This is a genomic window from Paenibacillus lautus NBRC 15380 (assembly GCF_004000945.1).
GTDB lineage: Bacteria > Bacillota > Bacilli > Paenibacillales > Paenibacillaceae > Paenibacillus_AQ > Paenibacillus_AQ lautus.
Genome location: NZ_BIMF01000012.1, coordinates 130666 through 149908, shown reverse-complemented (window position 1 = coordinate 149908; position 19243 = coordinate 130666). Strand labels below are relative to the sequence as shown.

At 49.8% G+C, this 19243-nt stretch carries 16 protein-coding genes; 13 read left to right on the top strand and 3 right to left on the bottom strand.

The features are described from left to right. Nucleotides 1-96 precede the first annotated feature (96 nt). Complete coding sequence (locus tag PLA01S_RS20480; RefSeq protein WP_127593802.1) at nt 97-1794, bottom strand: NPCBM/NEW2 domain-containing protein; 1698 nt, start codon at nt 1792-1794, stop codon at nt 97-99. 21 nt (nt 1795-1815) lie between these two features. Continuing rightward, nucleotides 1816-2871 (bottom strand): LacI family DNA-binding transcriptional regulator, encoded by a 1056-nt coding sequence (locus PLA01S_RS20475; protein ID WP_127593801.1) that lies wholly within the window; start codon nt 2869-2871, stop codon nt 1816-1818. Between the two features lie 581 nt (nt 2872-3452). Here PLA01S_RS20475 and PLA01S_RS20470 point away from each other — a divergent pair. From PLA01S_RS20470 to PLA01S_RS20425, 10 genes are all read left to right on the top strand, one after another. Then, the gene (locus tag PLA01S_RS20470) at nt 3453-4007 is read left to right on the top strand and encodes a glycerol-3-phosphate responsive antiterminator (protein ID WP_127593800.1); all 555 of its coding nucleotides are present in this window, start codon (nt 3453-3455) and stop codon (nt 4005-4007) included. Between the two features lie 300 nt (nt 4008-4307). After that, entirely contained in the window at nt 4308-5645 is a 1338-nt protein-coding gene (locus PLA01S_RS20465; RefSeq protein ID WP_127593799.1) for an ABC transporter substrate-binding protein, read from the top strand. Further along, nucleotides 5645-6601 carry a carbohydrate ABC transporter permease gene (locus tag PLA01S_RS20460; protein ID WP_371860441.1) on the top strand — a complete coding sequence of 319 codons (957 nt, stop codon included), beginning with the start codon at nt 5645-5647 and terminating at the stop codon, nt 6599-6601. Before PLA01S_RS20465 ends, PLA01S_RS20460 begins: the two co-directional genes overlap by 1 nt. Next, the gene (locus PLA01S_RS20455) at nt 6591-7451 is read left to right on the top strand and encodes a carbohydrate ABC transporter permease (RefSeq protein WP_127593797.1); all 861 of its coding nucleotides are present in this window, start codon (nt 6591-6593) and stop codon (nt 7449-7451) included. Before PLA01S_RS20460 ends, PLA01S_RS20455 begins: the two co-directional genes overlap by 11 nt. A 243-nt stretch (nt 7452-7694) precedes the next feature. Beyond that, nucleotides 7695-8414: a glycerophosphodiester phosphodiesterase gene (locus PLA01S_RS20450; RefSeq protein ID WP_127593796.1), complete on the top strand. Its 720-nt coding sequence runs from the start codon at nt 7695-7697 to the stop codon at nt 8412-8414. Between the two features lie 354 nt (nt 8415-8768). Continuing rightward, nucleotides 8769-10217: an MDR family MFS transporter gene (locus PLA01S_RS20445; protein WP_371860444.1), complete on the top strand. Its 1449-nt coding sequence runs from the start codon at nt 8769-8771 to the stop codon at nt 10215-10217. A 58-nt stretch (nt 10218-10275) separates the two neighbouring features. Further along, nucleotides 10276-10845: a TetR/AcrR family transcriptional regulator gene (locus tag PLA01S_RS20440; RefSeq protein ID WP_246059708.1), complete on the top strand. Its 570-nt coding sequence runs from the start codon at nt 10276-10278 to the stop codon at nt 10843-10845. A 165-nt stretch (nt 10846-11010) separates the two neighbouring features. Then, entirely contained in the window at nt 11011-12042 is a 1032-nt protein-coding gene (locus PLA01S_RS20435; RefSeq protein WP_127593793.1) for a copper amine oxidase N-terminal domain-containing protein, read from the top strand. Nucleotides 12043-12188: 146 nt separating this feature from the next. Further along, nucleotides 12189-13511: an MFS transporter gene (locus PLA01S_RS20430; protein WP_127593792.1), complete on the top strand. Its 1323-nt coding sequence runs from the start codon at nt 12189-12191 to the stop codon at nt 13509-13511. Continuing rightward, nucleotides 13483-14400, top strand: coding sequence for a polysaccharide deacetylase family protein (locus PLA01S_RS20425; RefSeq protein WP_127593791.1), 918 nt, complete (start codon nt 13483-13485; stop codon nt 14398-14400). Before PLA01S_RS20430 ends, PLA01S_RS20425 begins: the two co-directional genes overlap by 29 nt. 126 nt (nt 14401-14526) lie before the next feature. Here the strand turns inward: PLA01S_RS20425 and PLA01S_RS20420 are convergent, their stop codons facing one another. Next, entirely contained in the window at nt 14527-15246 is a 720-nt protein-coding gene (locus PLA01S_RS20420; RefSeq protein WP_127593790.1) for a hypothetical protein, read from the bottom strand. Nucleotides 15247-15409: 163 nt separating this feature from the next. Between PLA01S_RS20420 and PLA01S_RS20415 the strand changes: the two genes are divergently transcribed. The 3 genes from PLA01S_RS20415 (at nt 15410) to PLA01S_RS20405 (ending at nt 19170) form a co-directional block, all read left to right on the top strand. After that, entirely contained in the window at nt 15410-16129 is a 720-nt protein-coding gene (locus PLA01S_RS20415; protein ID WP_127593789.1) for a response regulator transcription factor, read from the top strand. Then, nucleotides 16126-17490 carry a sensor histidine kinase gene (locus PLA01S_RS20410; protein WP_127593788.1) on the top strand — a complete coding sequence of 455 codons (1365 nt, stop codon included), beginning with the start codon at nt 16126-16128 and terminating at the stop codon, nt 17488-17490. Before PLA01S_RS20415 ends, PLA01S_RS20410 begins: the two co-directional genes overlap by 4 nt. Before the next feature lie 219 nt (nt 17491-17709). Beyond that, the gene (locus tag PLA01S_RS20405) at nt 17710-19170 is read left to right on the top strand and encodes an aspartate ammonia-lyase (protein WP_246059706.1); all 1461 of its coding nucleotides are present in this window, start codon (nt 17710-17712) and stop codon (nt 19168-19170) included. The last annotated feature ends 73 nt before the right edge of the window (nt 19171-19243 follow it).

Here is a 19243-nt window from a genome sequence, read left to right as displayed (position 1 = left end):
GTGGGATTCGTATGTAATTCAAGGTATGCAAAAGGCACCCCAAATCCGGAAATGACCGGGAAATGGGGTGCCTTTTGACCCTTTTTATTAGCCTTCCTAGCTGTTTACATCGGATATGGTTATATGGGCATTTGCCCAATCTGCATGGTCGTAGCCAGTGCCGTCTCCGCCATCAGTGACGACCAGTTTCAGTACGTTTGCGCCGGAGATATCAGCATGAACTTTTTTGACGGAATCAGATCCGGTAACAAGCCCGCTGTCATATACCTTCTCGCCGTCTGCCCAAATTTGAAAAACGACCGACCCTTTATTTCCAACTTCATCATCGATTCCGATATCTGCGGTAAATGTCGAGAAGCTGCCGCCTATATAATAAGCAATCTCAGCATTCGCATGCACACCTAAGCCTTTCGTATATTCTTCACCGCCAATCGTTATGGTTTTCCCGTCGTCTTTTGCTTTTTCACCGTTGCTTTGATCCCGTTCTACGGGCCCCCAATGATTTGCGGAATGAATCCATTCCACATCACTTACATAAGAATCGGCAGCGGGAAGCCGTTCTGGTATCCATACGATAGAGTCGGCACTCCATTTTGTTTGCTTATTATTTTCCCCATATTCAAATGAAACGGCTGCATCTAATTTTGCGAATCCAGGCTCAGCAGTATCAGGGGGCGTCACACGCCAATCTGTTTCAATCGAACTTCCAGGCGAAAGATTGGTGACCAGAGGATCAGTTACTGCCTCTACACTCCAACCATCAGGGGCCGTTAAGTCCAATTGGACGGCCTCGACTGTGTTTTGTCCATAATTTGTAAAGGTTGAGGTTAATAGGGCGGTTTCACCCGGAATAACATAGTCATTACGATAAGAAAATGTGGTTGCCGATTGGACATCAATCGTGTAATGCACTTCGGGAATCCATTGCTTACGGTAAAAGTCGCGTCCTTGGACTACGACCCTGTCATCGTAAATTTGCACATACAATCCTTGGCTTTCGTCCCAGTTTACTGTCGGTGCGAAGGTTGTATAATAGACAGAAGCTGTATTGATGCTCGTAAATTCATTCTGTGTTAGGTTAATATTTGGAAGTCGCATATCCCGATGGGTATGGCCAGAGAATAAAATAACTTGCGGATACTTCGAGAAGAGATCGGTTAGACGCTTTTCTGCTGCTTCATATACGGCGGAAAGGGGCTGATGAAGAAAAACAAACATAGGCTTCTCGCTCTTGCTGCGTTTCTCCAAAGTATCTTCCAGCCAATTCAACTGCTCATCGCTCAGATAGGCATCGTCTTTGGCGGGAGAATCGACAGGCCCCCAGCTTTCAGAGCCAAGGAATATAAAAGGATAGCCTTTCACCATTTTCTCGTAATACACATGCTCTTCTTCGATAAAGTCTGTGAACCGACTGGTGTTCACTTCATTTCCATCTCCATTAAAAAATTCATGATTTCCAATGGTCATATACAGATTCATCGGTTTAGGCGATTGATCAAGAAGCTCGCGAGCCTTTGCATATTCTTCGGGAAAACCGTTATTCGTTATATCTCCGTTGATGACCATAGCATCTGCCAGCGGGTCAATGGAATGCAGGTCGTGAAGCGCTTTCGAAAGCTTGTTATGAGAGAACGATGTATCCCTAATATGCAGGTCACTGATCACTTGAAAGGTTGCTTTTGGTTTTTTTTCATTTGCATTTATGTCCCCTTGGGCTGATTGCGCGTGCAACGGAGCACCCAAGGGGAAAAGCATACAAGCGGCTAAACCGAGACAAGCCATTACTTTTTTCATTATTATACCCTCCTCAAACGTTCATATAGTTTTCACTTCGCTTTTCTCGGTACAGCTACTGCGGACCATTAGTTTTGTCGGCAAATAGCTGATCAATGGCAAAGGTATCCCCCCTTCCATGCGCTGAAGCAGTAATTTGACTGCGATTCTCCCCATTTCCTCCTTGTGGACCTGTACCGTTGTTAACGGAGGGTTAATGAATTCTGACATTTCGACATTATCAAAAGAAACAACAGATATATCATTTGGAATCGATAGCTCATATTCACCAATTGCCTTGTACGCCCCAAATGCCATTTTGTCACTAGCTGTAAATACGGCCGAGGGCGGACTCTGCGTGTTTAAAATTTTTTTCATGGCTTCATAACTCTTGGTCAGATCAAAGCAGCCGTCTTGAACCCACTCCGGAACAATGTCAAGATGGTTCAACTCCATCGCTTCTTTATATCCATAGAAACGTTCTTCTTGATCAATCGGCATTCCAACTTGAGAGCTTCCGCCAATATAAGCAATATTGCGATGACCAAGATCTACCAAATATTGAACTGCTTGCATTGCCGCATTACGAAAATCCACCGTAACATAATCAATGTCCAGCTTAGGTATTCCGCCCACCGATATGACAAATGGAACCCGCTTATTAAGCTCATTTATAAAATCATGCTTAAGCGGCCCGATACAAATAACTCCTAAGTCACTCTCGTTCATATCCCCAAATAAATTGAAATTGAAAATATCTTGCACCTCAAATGTAAAATCCAATATACATTCTTGATCCAGCAATTCACTTTCGATCCCGTAAATGATCTCTGAAAAATACGGATCCTGGTATTTAGCTTTTACATCATATAAAGCGAGTCCCACTCTCTTTGGAGCTTTTTTATTCACTGAAAAATTTTCATTTTTTTGCAGTGAATTGTTAAACTTATGGTAACCCAGGTCCTTGGCAGCTTGAATAATGCGCAGACGCGTTTGGTCGTTTACAAGTGCTGTCGAATTTGCGTTGTTTAAAGCCCTCGATACAGAAGAAATAGATACATTTGCATGGTCGGCAATGTCTTTTAAAGTTATTTTCATTTCGGCATAGCACCTGTCTATTGAAATTTTGGAAAGCGCTTACCCTTTCTTTTGTTGCAATCTTATTCTATATTGGAAAATTATTCAACGCCTTTTTTGCGCAATTTTTCATTTTTTTGCTGCAAATCCCCGGAAACCTTGGGAGTTCCCGCCGGTCCGGGAATGTATCGAAGTGAGATGGTGTTAGCATGGTCTTTCAGGTGATGCGATATCATGAAATCGTCGTTCGCGCCATGATATTTGTTACATTGAGTTGATATTCTTTTAAATTCGACAAAATAATACAAATTTCGCTATAGACTATGGCCAAATCATTCCTCTATGATAGATATTAAATAGCTTGGCAAGCTATTTCTGAAAGCGCTATCCTAATCTTCGCTTAACCGAATGATCCTAAGTATAGGGGGAATCCGCCAAACCAGGGATACAGTAGAATCTGTTGTTAACGGAATGGTAAGCGTATACACGATACATCGAAGTCCTAATGAGCGTCGTTAACACAGGTTTTACAAATCGTTAATACTGTCATGATCTTATCGCTTTATCATAAAGAGTGTTCGGTAAAAGGGGGACACGCACTTATGGCAGAGCAAAGGACACGGCGTCTTCCCGTAATCGCTTCGATTACCAAGCTGGAACAGATCGATGCGGCTGTGAACAGCACGGTGGAACGGGTGAACCTGATGACAGGCGATATCTTAAAACTCAGGGATATCGTTAATCGACTTCACTCCTCAGGCAAAAAAGTGTTTGTTCATCTGGAAATGGTAAGCGGCATTGGCCGGGATCATTCGGCAGTGCAGTATTTGGCGGATTCGTACAAGATCGACGGGATCATTACGACGAAGACGAATACGGTATTGGCTTCGCGCCAAGCTGGCATTAGCACGATACAGCGAGTGTTTGCCATTGATACGACAGCTTTAAGAACCGCAGTGAAAATGATCGGACAAGCCCGTCCGGATGAGGTGGAATTAATGCCGGGACTCATGCCCCGTGTAATCCGCGACCTAAAAAAGGAAATTCACTGTCCGCTTATTGTGGGAGGTTTTTTACGAAGCGAGGAAGAAATCGATGAGGCGCTGGCAAACGGTGCAGACCTCGTATCTACAGGAGATACCCGTTTTTGGACGTAAGGTTCCCTGTACGGTTGATGGATTAACTATAATTACATATTTGCTAGGGGTGGAGACGATGAGATAACCCGAGTAGCAGCTACTTTAGCTTTTATAGGAGGTGGTGGCTCTTAGGTTGCGCTCTTTTGACGTCTCTATTTTTGTGCGCTTTTTAAGGGGTAGACGGGTTGATTGGATGGGAGAATTCCCTCATTCATTTAGGATCCGCGTGCCGTTGAACCGGCTATTTGATGAAGTGGATAGACAGCAGTGATGAAGGATGAATGATGAATAGATTCGAGAGGGGACAACAGATCATCTATGAAAAAGAAATCATGGTTGTTAATGTTACTGACCATATTTATGGTGATTACCACGGCTTGCGGAGGCGGCGGTGGAAGTGAAAGTGCCGGAGGCGAGGTTTCGCTCGATGATGTGGAAGCCGCTTCGATGGATATGAAGAATGATACAACGCCTGTCAAAATCCAGTACTGGCATGCCCACGCGGATGCCCAGCTGGAAGGCTTGAACTACATGATCGCAGAGTTTCAGAAGAAGTACCCTCATATTACGGTAGAGCCGGTGTTCCAAGGCGGCTATCCTGATCTTCACAAAAAATTGTCCGCGGCGGTCGCTGCTAACGATGTGCCGGCGGTTACCAATGTCGAGGTATCATCACTCGCCAACTTTGCGGACAGCGGCGTTTTTGCCGATTTGGGTCCGTGGATCAAGCGCGACGAAGTGAAGATGGACGATTTCGCTAAAGGGATGTTGAACGCTTACGCATACAATGGAAAACAATACGGATTCCCTCTGATCGTCAGCACCAGCGTATTCGTTTACAACAAAACGATGCTGGACGAGCTGGGCGTAGAACCGCCGCAGAAGTGGGACGAGATTGAAGACTTCAATGCGAAGGTAACGAAAAAGGAAGGCGACAAAACGACGCGTTATGCCTTCTCTGTTCCGGGTTGGGACACATGGTACTATGACCCGTGGAACATTAACGGCGGCGGTCAAATTCTGACGGAGGACCTGAGTGCTTCGGCTGTCGAGACCGAAGATTCTCTCCGTTACCTCCAGAACTTCTACATGTGGCAAAATGACGGCAGCATGCATATGGGCTTCGGTAAAGGAGCCTCCGATAATATGCGTCAAATGTTCCTGAACGGTGAAATCGCCATGGTGCAGCATACTTCCGCTATGCTGAAAATGTACCGCGAGAACGCGGACTTTGAGGTTGGCGTGTCTTTTATCCCTGGCGATAAAGTCCGTACCTCCAACATTGGCGGCGCAGGCATCGTCATGATGGACGGTGCCGAGGATTTGGAGAAAGAAGCGGCTTGGAAATTCATCGAGTTCATGACTTCGGCTGAGCATAACATTAAGTGGGCTGAATCCGTTGGATACCTGCCGACAAGAAAATCCGCAATCGAGTCTGAAGAAGGCGATCAATATTTCGAAAGATGGCCGCAATACAGAGCGGTATACGAGCACTTCGACGAAGTAACGCCGCGCCTGCAGCACCCGGCTTACCCTGAATTCAGCGAAGTTTACAAAGAAGTCGTAGGGGAAATGGTGCTGAACAAAAAAGATCCGACACCACTTATGCAGGATGCAGCCAAGAAGATCAACGATATTCTGGCTGACTATGAGTGATGCCTATGGAGACCAATAAACAAGTGACAAAGGCGGCGTCCAATCGGGCGACCGCTTCGGTCTCTAAACGGATGTCCCATACGTTGATCGAGAAGTGGAAGGACTTTTCGTTCGCGGTTCCGGCGTTGTTATTCATGGGCGTGTTTCTGTATTATCCCCTGGGCTATTCCGTGTACATCAGCTTTACGAACTGGAACATGACCCGACCCGTGAAGAAGTTCGTGGGTGTCGATAACTATACGCGCTTGCTGTCGAACCCGGATTTCTATCATTCCTTGAAGGTCACATTCCTGTATACCGTCATGGACGTTGTGTTCACGCTTGTCATCGGGCTGCTGTTGGCGCTGCTGCTCAACGTGTCATCCTCACGGTTGTTCGGTTTCATGCGCGGCGTTATCTTTATGCCGTATTATGTCTCGATGGTTGTCGCCGCCATGGTATTTACCTGGATTTACAACGGGCAATACGGGCTGCTAAATTCCGTTGTCTCCTGGTTCGGCATGGACCCGGTCGAATGGCTGACCAACCCTTCGACGGCATTGCCGGCGCTGGTTGCCGTTTCGGTCTGGAAGGGCGTCGGCTTTGCCATGATCCTCTTTATTGCAGGCATGCGTGGGATTCCGGCCGAGTATTATGAGGCTGCTTCGATTGATGGAGCCAGCAAGTTCCGGCAGTTCCGCAACATTACGCTGCCGCTCTTGTCGCCAATGACACTGTTTCTTGTCATCACCAGCTTTATCTCCTCCATGCAGGTGTTCCAGTCGATCGACGTCATGACGGACGGCGGTCCACTTAAGGCAACGAATGCGATTGTGTACTGGATCTACACGATGGCCTTTGATGAATTCAAAACAGGAAGAGCCTCGGCGCTTGTCATGATTCTGTTTGTAATCATATTGCTGTTAACATTGGTACAATGGGTGGTCAGCAGGAAGAAGGTGCACTATGAAGGATAATTATATGGCCGGGTCCGCCAAGAACCGAAAGACCATGATGACGCTTCGCATTATCGGAGCCGTGATCGTGACGCTATTTATGTTCTTTCCGGTGTATTGGCTGCTGATCAGCGCGCTTAAGACGCAGTCTGAGATGCGGATGGCCGTACCTACATTCTGGCCGGAAACCTTTGCTTGGCAGAACTTTGCCGAAGCCTTCCGGGTTATCCCTTATGCAAGATTTTTCGGCAATACGCTGCTCATGGCGGTCGGAACGATTATTCTGCAGCTGAATGTGGCGCTTATGGCGGCGTTTGCATTTGCGAAGGGGAAGTTCTGGGGACGGGACGCCCTATTCTTGCTCGTTCTCGCTGCATTGATCGTGCCGGAGCAGGTTATTTTCGTTCCGGTATACGTCATGATGTCCAAGCTGGATTGGCTGAATACGTTCTGGGCGCTCATTGTGCCTCACGGGGCTTCCGCCTACGCAATATTCCTGCTCAGGCAGGCGTTCAAAACGATTAACAACGACGTGCTAGAAGCGGCGCGCGTGGATGGAGCCGGTCGTTTCTCCATTCTGTACAAGCTGTTGTTCCCGATGGCGATGCCAACGATCGTTACCATGGGCGTGTTAATCTTCATCTCGTCCTGGAACTCGTATTTCTGGCCGCTGATCATGACCAACAACAACGACATGCGCGTGCTTACCGTAGGTATTGCGATGCTGAGGGATTCTATCGCCGGAAATGAAGCCATGTTCTTCAATGTCATTATGGCGTCCAGCGTCATGGCGATTATCCCGATCGTGCTGGTCTTTACGGTCATGCAGAAGCATATCGTGGCCGCGATGGCGAATTCGACGTTTAAATAACCGTATAACCGGATGAAGCAGGTATTCTAGACGGTGTGGAAACGGTGGGTAAGGATACACCGCCATACCGTCTCTTTGTTTTCTCCCGAAGGTTATGATCTGCTGCAGACAGCAGGGATCGGAATGTTCATGGCGAACAGTCCTATAGAGCTTCAAACGGCGATTCGATCACGTACGTCCGCCCTCTTGTGGCGACAGTGTGATGGAGGCCGTCAATCGACTTATATATGGAGGGAATGGCACATGGAAGTACGTGGATTGGCTCATAGAGGGTATCCGCTAAAATACCCGGAGAACACGATGCTGGGCTTTCGGAAAGCGTTGGAGCTTGGCTTCTCGCACCTGGAGCTGGATGTCCAGCTGACGAAGGACGGCGTGCCCGTTGTGATCCATGATCCGACGGTAAACCGGACGACCAACGGAACAGGGGCAATCAATGCCTTGACGCTGGAGGAAATACGCAAGCTGGATGCAGGCCAGGGAGAAGTCATTCCCACGCTGGAGGAAGCACTGCGTTTTGCCAAGGATCGGATGATCGTTGACATTGAATTGAAGCAGATGGGGGATACCTACCCCGGCCTGGAACAGAAAGTCATTGACGTGATAAAGGAAACGGGCATGGAGAAGCAGGTATTCCTGACCTCCTTCGATCATTATTCCATTGAACGGGCTCGCACGCTTGATCCGGACATCGAGCTGGGCCTGGTGATATATGGGGCCACGCCATCCGTTTTTCCTTACCTGGAGGAGATTGGCGCTCGCTATGTGTCCGTCAAATATGTGTACGTGACTCCTTCGTTTATGGAGGAGGCGCGCAAGCGGGGCATCCAGCTCATTGTCTGGACGCCGGATGATGAGGCCGTGCTGGCCTCCCTTGCCCAGTATCCCGACCTTTTGATTGTGACGAACAATCTGGAGGGCTGGGCCAGAGTTTACAAGGAGAAGATTGCGCTGAACGCGTAACGGTTCCAAGGGCTAAACGTGCTTATCCGAGTGACGTATACAGGACACTTGCATTTGATACGTCAGGGATCTTTCGGAGGCGAACCCTATAGTCGGCATGTGTATAGAATAAGGATCTGTCCTTAGTCGCGATTAGGGGCAGATCTTTTTTATGAATAGCTTGAATATCTGATATCCTGCGTGTTTCTGCTGCTGAACCCAGCCGGACAACGCTGCGGGATTCATCTTTGCTGCCAATTTTGAAAATTAAATGAAAATTTTCAGTTGACCTGCGGACAATTGTCCGTTAAAATGAAAAACGCATTACCGGACAATTGTCCGTATACAGAGATAAGGGAGGATAAGGTCTTGGATATGGGAGTGGGGCCAAGTTCGGCCAAGATTGATTTAAGCAAAATAAAAAGAGGGCCGATTGTTGCCGCACTGATTATTGGCGCGTTCGTTTCCATCTTGAATGAGACACTGCTGAACATCGCTTTCCCAAGCTTGATGGAGCAGTTTGGTATCGGAGAGTCTACGGTTCAGTGGCTTTCAACATCCTATATGCTGGTTGTCGGTATTCTGGTGCCGGTCACGGCGCTGCTGCAGCTGTGGTTCACGACAAGACAGATGTTTATAGGCGCCATGTCGCTATTTCTTATAGGTACGATTGTCTGCGGCTTTTCACCGGTATTTGGTGTGCTGCTGATAGGACGTATCCTGCAAGCGATCGGAACGGGGCTTATGCTGCCGGTTCTGATGAACACGATACTTAGTATTTATCCGCCTCAGAATCGCGGAGCCGCCATGGGGATGATCGGTCTTGTCATCATGACTGCCCCGGCGATCGGACCGACGCTGTCCGGCTTGATTGTGGACGCGCTGAACTGGCGCTGGTTGTTCTATCTGGTCATTCCGCTTGCTGCGTTCTCCATTGCATTTGCAGCGGTTTTCCTGAAGAACGTATCGATACTGACCAAGCCGAAGGTCGATTATATTTCGATTATTCTGTCTACTATCGGTTTTGGGGGTATCGTATATGGATTCAGCAGTGCCGGAGAAGGCACTTGGTCTGACCCGAAGGTAGTATGGTGCATTACGGCAGGGGCTATCAGCTTGCTGCTCTTCGTATGGCGCCAACTGAAGATGAAGGAACCGATGCTGGATCTGCGTACCTTCAAATTTCCGATGTTCTCGCTCGTGACCGTGCTGATGCTGGTGCTGATGATGAGCATGTTCTCCACCATGATCATGCTGCCATTGTTCCTGCAGAACGCACTGGGCTTAACTGCGCTTGCAGCAGGCTTAGTCATGATGCCGGGCGGTATCATCAACGGATTGATGGCGCCGATTACAGGAAAGCTGTTCGATAAATTCGGACCGAGAGTTCTGATTATCCCGGGTCTTGCTCTTTTGAGCGTCGCCATCTTCCTGTTCTCGCGCATCGACTCTTCATGGACTGGTGGTTATGTCATCTTCCTTCATGTTATGATGATGATAGGGATTTCGATGGTTATGATGCCGGCCCAGACTACAGCCTTGAATCAGCTGCCGCGCTTGCTGTATCCGCATGGAACAGCCATCATGAATACACTGCAGCAGGTAGCCGGGGCCGTAGGTATGGCACTCTTTATCAGCATCATGACAGCAGGTGCTAAAAATTACGTTGAAACAACCGGGGATCTCAATCCGGTAGAGAGCATGGTTGCTGGTCTTCATAATGCTTTCGTAATCGGACTCGTTCTTGCAATCATCGCCTTAGTACTGGGCTTATTTGTTAAACGTACAACTTCACCCGTTGAAGAAGAACAGTCTGCTGCATAAGGTTCCCGTGTGTTCAAATTAGAAAGGGATGCGTGCATTGCCGAAAGAGAATGACGAGTTGGGTCAAAAGATTTTGGATACGGCTCAGGCTTTATTTAATAAATACGGAGTCGAGGACGTCTCCATGCATCAAGTGGCGAAAACGGCCGGAATCGGGCAAGGCACCTTGTACCGCCGTTACCCCAGCAAGAGCAAGATTTGCTTCACACTGATGGAAGCCAAGATCGATCGGTTTATGGAGGGGCTGGACGTTTACCTTCAGAGCAGCGATGGTGAACCGGTGGCTCATCGGCTGCGTACGGTGATGACGAAGGTCATTCTGCATTTCAATGAAGATTTGGAGTGGCTAAGGGTGATGCTGACCTCTGACCGTCTGGAGGACACCAAGAACATTATGTGCGAGAACCCGCCCTTCACGTTTTTGCGATTACAGATCAAGCGCCTGCTGGAGTGTGCGGCGGAGCAGGGAGTACTGATGCCGCTTGACCCTCAGTTTACCTCTGTGATGCTCGCATCTCTGCCGCGCGCGGATATCATTCTGTACATGCGTGATATGGGATACAGCGCGGAGCAGATTGCGGAGGAATATTGCAGAAGCTTTGTTGACCCGCTGTTTATCCATCGCTAAGCCAGATAAAGAGGCCGTTTTGGGAGACTTGATAAGTCTATCCCGGAGCGGCCTTTTTCGCGTATTCGGTACGTTTACTTATCATTTCATTGCAACATTTGGCAAATACGCCCCGTCAGTATAGTAGTACACGATCATTTAAGGCACCTAGAAAGGATGATGAGCATGAACAAACAATGGAAGAAGCAAGCGGCGACGCTGATGGTTGCGGCCATGGCAGTTTCCGGTGGCGCAGCGGCTTATGCAGCACCCCAGGCTGGAGGCAGCCAGGAACAAAAACCAGTCGTGATCTCGGCTGTCATTGATTATGGAGTTCTGGTTAACGGTAAGGAAGTGGCGGGCGCCGGTTATATGAACACCGATGCGAAGCAGGTCATGATCCCGTTGCGCAGCGTATCCGAGGCACTCGGATTTGAACTGGGCTGGAATCAACAGGACCGCTCTGCGGAGCTGACTAAACCGGGATCCCCGATCTGGACCCTCGTGCAAACGGGTAAAGACCAGTATACGGTTAACAAAATGTACAAGTCCCTCGGTGCTGCGCCGGTAAACGTGAAGGGCACGCTCTATGTTCCGGCTAATTTCTTCAGCGAAGTGCTCCAAGCTAACGTATCGGTCGATGGCACGAAGGTGAGCATCTCGTCCGAAGAAGAGATCAAGAAGGAAACCGTGAGTGGTACAATCAGTGAAATTATGAATAATGAAGAGCGTAAAGCCGTTCACATTAACGGCACGGGAACCGAGGGAATCGTGCTGAATGTGGATGAGAGCACCATCATCCGCGATGCGGAAGGCAAGAAGATCGAGTTTAAGGATCTTGCGAAAGGGATGGAGATTGAAGCCGTTCACAGCATGGCGATGACGATGAGCCTGCCTCCTCAGACCTATGCTTATGAAATCAGCGTGAAATCCGACAAGGAAGAGACGGAGCAGCTCGCTACAGCTGGTGCCATTACGGACATCAACGCCGATGGCGGTAACCTGCGCGTAACGATTAAGGGAAAGGGATTAACGGAACAATCGCCGAGCGAAGTGATCCTGAATCTGACGCCTGAGACGGTTGTCGTGAATAGAGACGGCAAAGCCTTGAAAACGAGCGACTTGACTGACAATGCTGAAATTATCGGCTACTACGGCCCGGTACTGACCAAGAGTTTGCCGCCAATCGGCAATGCCATCAAAATCGTTCTTCAATAAGTCATGTAAATAAGAAGCCTGGCGGATAACGCCAGGCTTCTTTAGTCGTTTGACAAGATCCCTTACCTCCCTGATGAGCAGGTATATTCTTGCCATGCGCAGAATACTGTACAACAAAATCGTCCATGACGGATGGAGGGAAACGGATGAAGCGCAGTTGGGTGAATTCGCCGTATTCATTTTCGCTTGGCATGTTTGCTATGATGGTCCCGAGCCAGGCGTTCAGCTCCTTTTACATCTTTTTCTACGTGGATATCTTGGGTCTTGGCATAGGATTGGCTTCCTTGGCACGCACGGTATTTCTGATCTGGGATGCGGTTAACAATCCGCTGATGGGGTATTGGTCCGATCGCACCAAGACCCGGCTGGGGCGGCGCAGGCCGTGGGTATTCGGCGCCATTCCGCTGTTCATGCTGACCTTCGTGCTGGTGTTCTCGCCGCCGGAAGGATTATCGCAGAACGGACTGTTCATGTGGTTCCTGGTTGCTCTTATCCTGTATGAAGCGGTAGCGACCGTATTATGGGTCAACTATGGGGCGCTGTTCCCCGAACTGTTCCGCGGAGACCGCATCCGGGCGAAAGCCTCAGCCATCCAGCAGGGCTACCAGGTTGTGGCGCTATTGATCGGTACCGCGCTGACCCCGATTATTTATGACGCCATGGGATTTTCGAATATGGCGATTCTGTACGCGCTGCTGTTCGGGGTGTTCATGTTCCTCTGCATGATGAGCGTGCGGGAGCAAGAGGTGTACAGTGCAAGCGAGCCGCTCAAGCTTGTCGAAGCATTCCGTGAAACCTTGCGCAATAAGAAGTTCTGGGTGTTTAATATCTCCAATTCATTTGCCCAGACGGTAAACGGACTGATAAGCTCGACGATCCCTTTTTATGCAAAATACGTGCTCCGCATCCCTGACAATCAAGTATCCATTCTGCTGGCAGCTGTGTTTGTATCGGTCATTCCGCTGGTATTCGTCTGGTATTGGATGATCCGAAGAATGGATGGTGTGAGAGCATGGCGGTTGTCGCTCGGCGTGTATGGTCTTTCGGTCATTCCGCTCTGGTTTGGTTACGATCTGATCAGCGGGATTCTGGCAGGCATCGGCGTTGGGTTCGGTCTGGCGGGATTTCTGGTAACGCCGGCCATGGTTAGCGGCAACATCATCGATGAGGATGCGAAGCGGACGGGGCTGCGCCGAGAGGGGATCTATACGGCTGTCAGCGGATTTATTACGCGTTCCAGCGGATTGATTTCTGCCCTGGCATTTTTTGTTGTAGGCATGATATTCGGGTATGAAAGCGGTGACAATCCGGGAAGCGATCCGGAATCGACCTTCAGGTATTTGATCAGTGTCGTTCCATTATGCTTGCTGGCCATTTCGTTCCTGCTATCTTTTGCAACCAAAATCGAATTCTCTAAAACCATAGGAGGCGGGCATGAACATGGAACGAAGACTGATCATCAACTGTGACGATTTCGGGCAAAGCAAGGCCATGAATGAGGCGATCCGGCATCTGCTGGAGGAGAACAAAGTCTCCTCGGCAACCATCATGACCGTGGCTCCCGGCTTTGAAGAGGCGGCCTCCTGGGCGGCACGCCGACGCCAACCGAATGTGGGACTGCATCTCACCATGACAAGCGAATTTGAGGCTCTGCGATGGCGCAGCTTGACAGGGCATCCGTCCCTTCATGACACCAGCGGCTATCAATACCGGACCGTTCAGGAGTTTGAACGGGGAGCGGAGACGGGGGCTGTGCTAAAAGAGCTGGAGGCGCAATACCGGTTGGCGAGCAAGGCCGGCATCCGCATCAGCCATGTGGATAATCACATGGGCAGCCTGTACGGCATGGAAACGGGACGGAGCCTCGTTCCGCAGATGCTGTGGAAGACTTCGCGTTGGCGCCTCCCCGCACGACTATTCCGCTATATCTACCCGGAGGACCCGCTGCTCAGCTCGCTGCCGAATATCGAGCGGCCGGTCGCACTCGCCTCAGGCCTTGCTGATACGTTTGGGGTGCCGATCCCGGATTATCTGCTCTCGCATCCGTTTCCTGTTGTCGAGGGGGAGACCTATGAGAGCTTCAAGCAATCGCTGATTGATAAGCTGTACAGACTCCCTGAAGGAGTCAGCGAAACCTATGTCCATCCCGGAGCGGAAGATGAATGGATGCTGGCGAATATCCCGAATTGGGAGAAGCGGGTATGGGAGTACCGGCTCCTGTTCGATGACGATTTTGCTTACGGACTGCGGGATGCCAAAGTGATCCTGACGGATTACCGCTATGTGGAGGAGAACTTGAAGCGGTCCCGCGTGCGCTCGGCCGTTAAGCTAATAAAGGTGATGACGCAAAAATCATAATAGAATCAGCAGCATAAACACCCCTTGCCGCGGCACCGGCAAGGGGTGTTTTGTTAAGTATGATCGGGTGTGGGCCGCGCGTTGTGAGTTACAACTGTATTTAACAGTACTTAACAGTATTTATCTTTACTTCGCTGCAGCTTCCAGCTTGGTGATCTGTTCCTTGTATTGGTCCAGCAGTTTCGCGAGCGCTTCTTTTATGGCATCCGAGTCCTTGGAATCCACCGCTTTGAAGAGGTCTATTCTTGCATGAATGAAAGCTAGATCCTCATCGCTGAGCTTCACAGCTTGCACACTCGCTATTTCATCTTGAACCACATCGTATTGAATCTCACCGGAATCGGATTTATCGGGTTCCGCTACTTCAATTACTCCCCCTTCAATTGGAGTGAGAGCGCCCTTGATCTTGATCTCCAGGAACTCCTTGGTGTCCTTGATCTCCTTGATGTCTTTCATATCTTTGGCATTCACCGCAGGAGTTGCGGCTACAGCGATTGAAATTTTCATTCCACCTTCTGTCGGTCCCGGCTCTCTTTCTCCTTCAGTGGGGCTTAAAGATTTCGCCTCTGAAAAATAAAATACTCCTTTGCCCTCATCTCCGGCAAGTTTTCCGTATTTCTCAAGCGTTTCTTTCCAATCTTGAACGGTTTCCGGCGCATACTTCTCTGCCAATTCCAGCGGGCCCGGCACACTGTTGATCGTGGTAATAGCCTTTGTGTGCACACCTTTAACCGTTTGATTCGGTACGTCACCTGTGGTGTCAGCACCAGAGGCATGTACGGGGACGGCTGCTGTACCGAGCAGGGCGGCGGAAAGGGCGAGCTTGCCAAACAGTTTGTATTTCATCGAATATAACACTCCTTATCGGGTTGGTTTGTCTTACAGTACCCAGTGTACAAGTCAGCATTGGCAGAACATTGGTGTATTTGTGGAAAAATAATGGCAATCCCCATTCGATTCCCGCAGCTTGGTATACTGAGGGAAGATGAAGCCCGGAGGTCTATATAATATGAACCAAAATTATCTCATCGCCGTGGTTGATGATGATCAGCATATACGAAATTTGGTGGAAGCTTATTTGCGGAAGGAAGGCTATCGGACGGTGGGCCTTGCAACGGCAGAGGAAGGCTGGGAGATGTGGAGAACGAACCCGCCGGATATGTGGGTGCTGGATATTATGCTGCCTGGCATGGACGGCTTCGAATTGTGCCGGCGGATCCGTGCAGAGGCCGAGGTCCCGATCATCATGATCTCTGCCAAGGACAGCGAAGTGGATAAAATACTGGGGCTAGAGCTGGGAAGCGATGACTACATGGTCAAGCCGTTCAGTCCCCGCGAGTTGGTTGCACGAATTAAACGGCAGCTAAACCGATGGTACAAATTCCATCATGAGGAGCGTGTTCCGCGGCTTGCGGTGGCTTCCCCGGAGCTTAGCAACGGTCGGCTTCAGTTAATGCTGGAGGAGCGCCGCGTGTTCTGGGATGGGGAAGAAGTGGATATGACCAACAAGGAATTCGAGATGCTGAAAGTGTTTGCCGAGCATCCGAACCGTGCGTTTACAAGGGATGAGCTGCTAACCTCCGTATGGGGTGACGACTACTTTGGTAGCGACCGTGCGGTCGACCATCTCATTAAACGGCTTCGCAAGAAGGTGGAGCAGCTTCCGATTGAGGCCATCTGGGGGCATGGATACCGAATGAGAATGGATGGGGAGGAATCATCGATATGAAGCTGGTGCATCAGATCAATCTTGCGTTTGCCTTATCGCTAATACTCGTGCTTTCCGTGACGGCGGTTGTGATTCATTATGTGCTGATGGACCATTTTATCGGTACGCAGAGAAAGGACATGCAGACCATAGGGGCAGAGCTGACGGCAAAACTCGAAACCGCCGCCGCCCAGAGCATTCCTATTGAGAGTGCGCCTTTGGCCGTTAGCGGGTTGACCTCGGCACAGGTTGCGGAGGTAGGCGTAATCATCCAGGACAACGAAGGGAATGTGGTCAGCTCGAGTCCGGTAACTCCCTCCGCCCACTTCATGGTAAGTCAGGCGATCCGTCCGGACTATGTGGCTTCGTACTCATCCGCAGCAGGGAGCGGACAATTCCTCACCGAGGTGACGGCGGTTCCCCAAGGGACGATGACGCTGATCACGCCGATCAGCAAGATCAAGGCCATTGAGCAGGCGCTGATGGGGCGTTTGATGCTCGTCTTTGGTGTGGGGGGCGTGATCATGGTTATCTTAAGCTTGTTCATCACCAAGAGATTGATTAAGCCGCTCATGCTGCTGCGGGAGGAGCTGAAGAAGGTGAAAGAGCGCCAGTTCTCCGAGGTTCAGCGGGTGTCGGCAAGCGGAGAGATCGGCGTAGTTGCAGAGTCTGTGTACGAAATGGCGGGTGAGCTGGAGCGGTACAATCATGTGCAGAAGCAATTCTTCCAGAACGCATCCCACGAGCTGAAGTCGCCGCTCATGTCCATCTCCGGGTATGCGGAGGGAATTCGGGACGGGGTATTCGAAGGGGAGGACATTCGCAAAGGGCTGGATATCATTACGAGTGAGAGCAGCCGCATGAAAAATATCGTGACCGAGATGACGCTGCTCGCGAAGCTGGACAGCGAGGGCGATATCTTTAAGGCAACAGCGGTCAATTTGAAGGAGCTCGTGGAGGAAACGATCGAAAGAGTCAATCCGGTCTTGGTGAAAAAAGGACTGTTTGTGCATCCTTCCTATGGCGATAACGAATCGTTAATGGTGTATGCTGACCGGGATAAGCTGCTGCAAGCGCTGTTGAACATCGTTTCGAATGGAGCGAGGCACGCGAGCAAGCATATATACATTCAAGCCGGTATCCAAAATGGCCGGGTATTCCTCACCGTTTCCGATGATGGCGAAGGCATATCCGAAGAACTGCTTCCGTATTTGTTCCACCGGTTTGTGAAGGGCAAGAACGGGGAGTCTGGTCTGGGTCTGGCCATTGCCCGCGCAATTGTGGAACGCTGCGGAGGTCTGATCACGGCAGGGAATCGCACAGAGGGAGGGGCCGTCATCTCGGTCGGATTGCCTCCATATAGGAAGACCACCATGGTCTAGTTTATGTGTGCCCCAAGCATTGTTCACGAACGGAATCATCACGATTGGGTAAGAGAGACTTTTTCTGGGTAATTATACTTAAAAAAAGTCTCTTTTTTTGCGTATTCGCACATATCATTCAATATTCTCTAACAAAACGCGTAAGCTATAGAGGATTTCAAGTTGGAAGGCAGAATTCTGTATATATCCGGGCAAGCTGGATGATAACAGGTGACAAGCATGATACAAAATAATCAAAAGGCGATGGTGATGTTGTCCATGGATATGCAGTATCGAATTGAAAAAGATTTTCTGGGGGAAAAACAGCTTCCTGTGGAAGCCTATTACGGCATTAATACGGTTAGGGCGGTAGAGAACTTTCCGATCAGCGGAGTACCCATCCATGCCGAATTGATTTCTGCACTGGGCGAGGTTAAGAAAGCCGCAGCCCTGGCGAACATGGAGCTTGGCCTGCTGCCGAAAAAGATAGGCAGTGCCATTATAGAGGCGGCAGACGAGATCATCGCGGGCAATCTTCGTTCCGAATTCATTGTCGATTCCATCCAGGGCGGAGCAGGTACTTCGATCAATATGAATATGAATGAGGTCTTGGCGAACCGAGCACTGGAGATTTTGGGGAAACAGAAGGCCGATTATTTCTACTGCAATCCTAATAATCATGTCAATATGTCGCAATCCACGAACGATGCCATCCCGACGGCTATCCGCATTGCGTCTTACCGTCTGACGCAGGATCTGCTTGAGGTGTTCCGGACCTTGGTTGCCGGCATTCAGGAGAAGGCCAAGGAATTTGACGATGTCATCAAGATGGGGCGCACGCATCTGCAGGATGCGGTACCGATTCGACTAGGACAAGAGTTCGGGGCATATGCCAATGTTCTGACGCGTGACATCAACCGGATCGACCGGGCGGCGCAAGGTTTATTAGTCGTTAATATGGGCGCGACGGCCGTAGGTACGGGGCTTAATGCAACGCCGGACTATATGCACAGCGTCGTTCAGCATTTGATTGAGCAGACAGGCTACTCCTTGAAGCAAGCCGAAGATTTGGTCGATGCCACCCAGAACACCGATGCGTACATGGAATTATCGGCTGCTCTCAAAGTGTGCGCCGTGAACTTCTCGAAAATGTGCAACGATATCCGCTTGATGGCTTCCGGCCCGAGAGCGGGCTTGAACGAATTGAACGTGCCGGCTAGACAACCAGGTTCGTCGATTATGCCGGGCAAGGTCAATCCGGTGATGGCCGAGGTCATGAACCAGGTGTCGTTTCAAGTTATCGGCAATGACCATACGATCAGTTTGGCATGCGAAGCCGGACAATTCGAGCTTAACGTCATGGTTCCGGTCGCAGCGAACAACTTGATGCATTCCCTCAAAATCCTGAAGAACGGCATGGACGTGTTCTACAAGAATCTGATGGTCGATCTTACAGCGAATAAGGAACGCTGCAAGTACTTCGTCGATAACAGCTACGGCATTATTACGGCATTGAACCCGCATCTGGGTTATGACGTGGCCTCCAGACTGGTGAAGGAAGCGCAGAAGACAGGCCAGAGCATCAAGGAGATTATTCTGGAGCAGGGGCTTTTGACAGAGGAACAGATCCAGGTCATTCTGGACCCTTACCATATGACATCCCCAGGCATTGCCGGAGAAGAGTTCCTGCTGAACCAATAAGGTGTACCCTTGTTTTATCGATACAAAGAGCCGACCAAGATGTTGATCCTGGATCGGCTCTTTTTTGGTGCTG

Bases quoted from the DNA above. Each gene is read 5' to 3' on its own strand.
- PLA01S_RS20415 (WP_127593789.1), top strand. From the start codon at position 15,410: ATGAACCAAAATTATCTCATCGCCGTGGTTGATGATGATCAGCATATA.
- PLA01S_RS20460 (WP_371860441.1), top strand. From the start codon at position 5,645: ATGCCTATGGAGACCAATAAACAAGTGACAAAGGCGGCGTCCAATCGG.
- PLA01S_RS20420 (WP_127593790.1), bottom strand. From the start codon at position 15,246: ATGAAATACAAACTGTTTGGCAAGCTCGCCCTTTCCGCCGCCCTGCTC.
- PLA01S_RS20410 (WP_127593788.1), top strand. From the start codon at position 16,126: ATGAAGCTGGTGCATCAGATCAATCTTGCGTTTGCCTTATCGCTAATA.
- PLA01S_RS20455 (WP_127593797.1), top strand. From the start codon at position 6,591: ATGAAGGATAATTATATGGCCGGGTCCGCCAAGAACCGAAAGACCATG.
- PLA01S_RS20475 (WP_127593801.1), bottom strand. From the start codon at position 2,871: ATGAAAATAACTTTAAAAGACATTGCCGACCATGCAAATGTATCTATT.
- PLA01S_RS20445 (WP_371860444.1), top strand. From the start codon at position 8,769: ATGGGAGTGGGGCCAAGTTCGGCCAAGATTGATTTAAGCAAAATAAAA.
- PLA01S_RS20480 (WP_127593802.1), bottom strand. From the start codon at position 1,794: ATGAAAAAAGTAATGGCTTGTCTCGGTTTAGCCGCTTGTATGCTTTTC.
- PLA01S_RS20430 (WP_127593792.1), top strand. From the start codon at position 12,189: ATGAAGCGCAGTTGGGTGAATTCGCCGTATTCATTTTCGCTTGGCATG.
- PLA01S_RS20405 (WP_246059706.1), top strand. From the start codon at position 17,710: ATGATACAAAATAATCAAAAGGCGATGGTGATGTTGTCCATGGATATG.
- PLA01S_RS20425 (WP_127593791.1), top strand. From the start codon at position 13,483: ATGGAACGAAGACTGATCATCAACTGTGACGATTTCGGGCAAAGCAAG.
- PLA01S_RS20470 (WP_127593800.1), top strand. From the start codon at position 3,453: ATGGCAGAGCAAAGGACACGGCGTCTTCCCGTAATCGCTTCGATTACC.
- PLA01S_RS20435 (WP_127593793.1), top strand. From the start codon at position 11,011: ATGAACAAACAATGGAAGAAGCAAGCGGCGACGCTGATGGTTGCGGCC.
- PLA01S_RS20465 (WP_127593799.1), top strand. From the start codon at position 4,308: ATGAAAAAGAAATCATGGTTGTTAATGTTACTGACCATATTTATGGTG.
- PLA01S_RS20450 (WP_127593796.1), top strand. From the start codon at position 7,695: ATGGAAGTACGTGGATTGGCTCATAGAGGGTATCCGCTAAAATACCCG.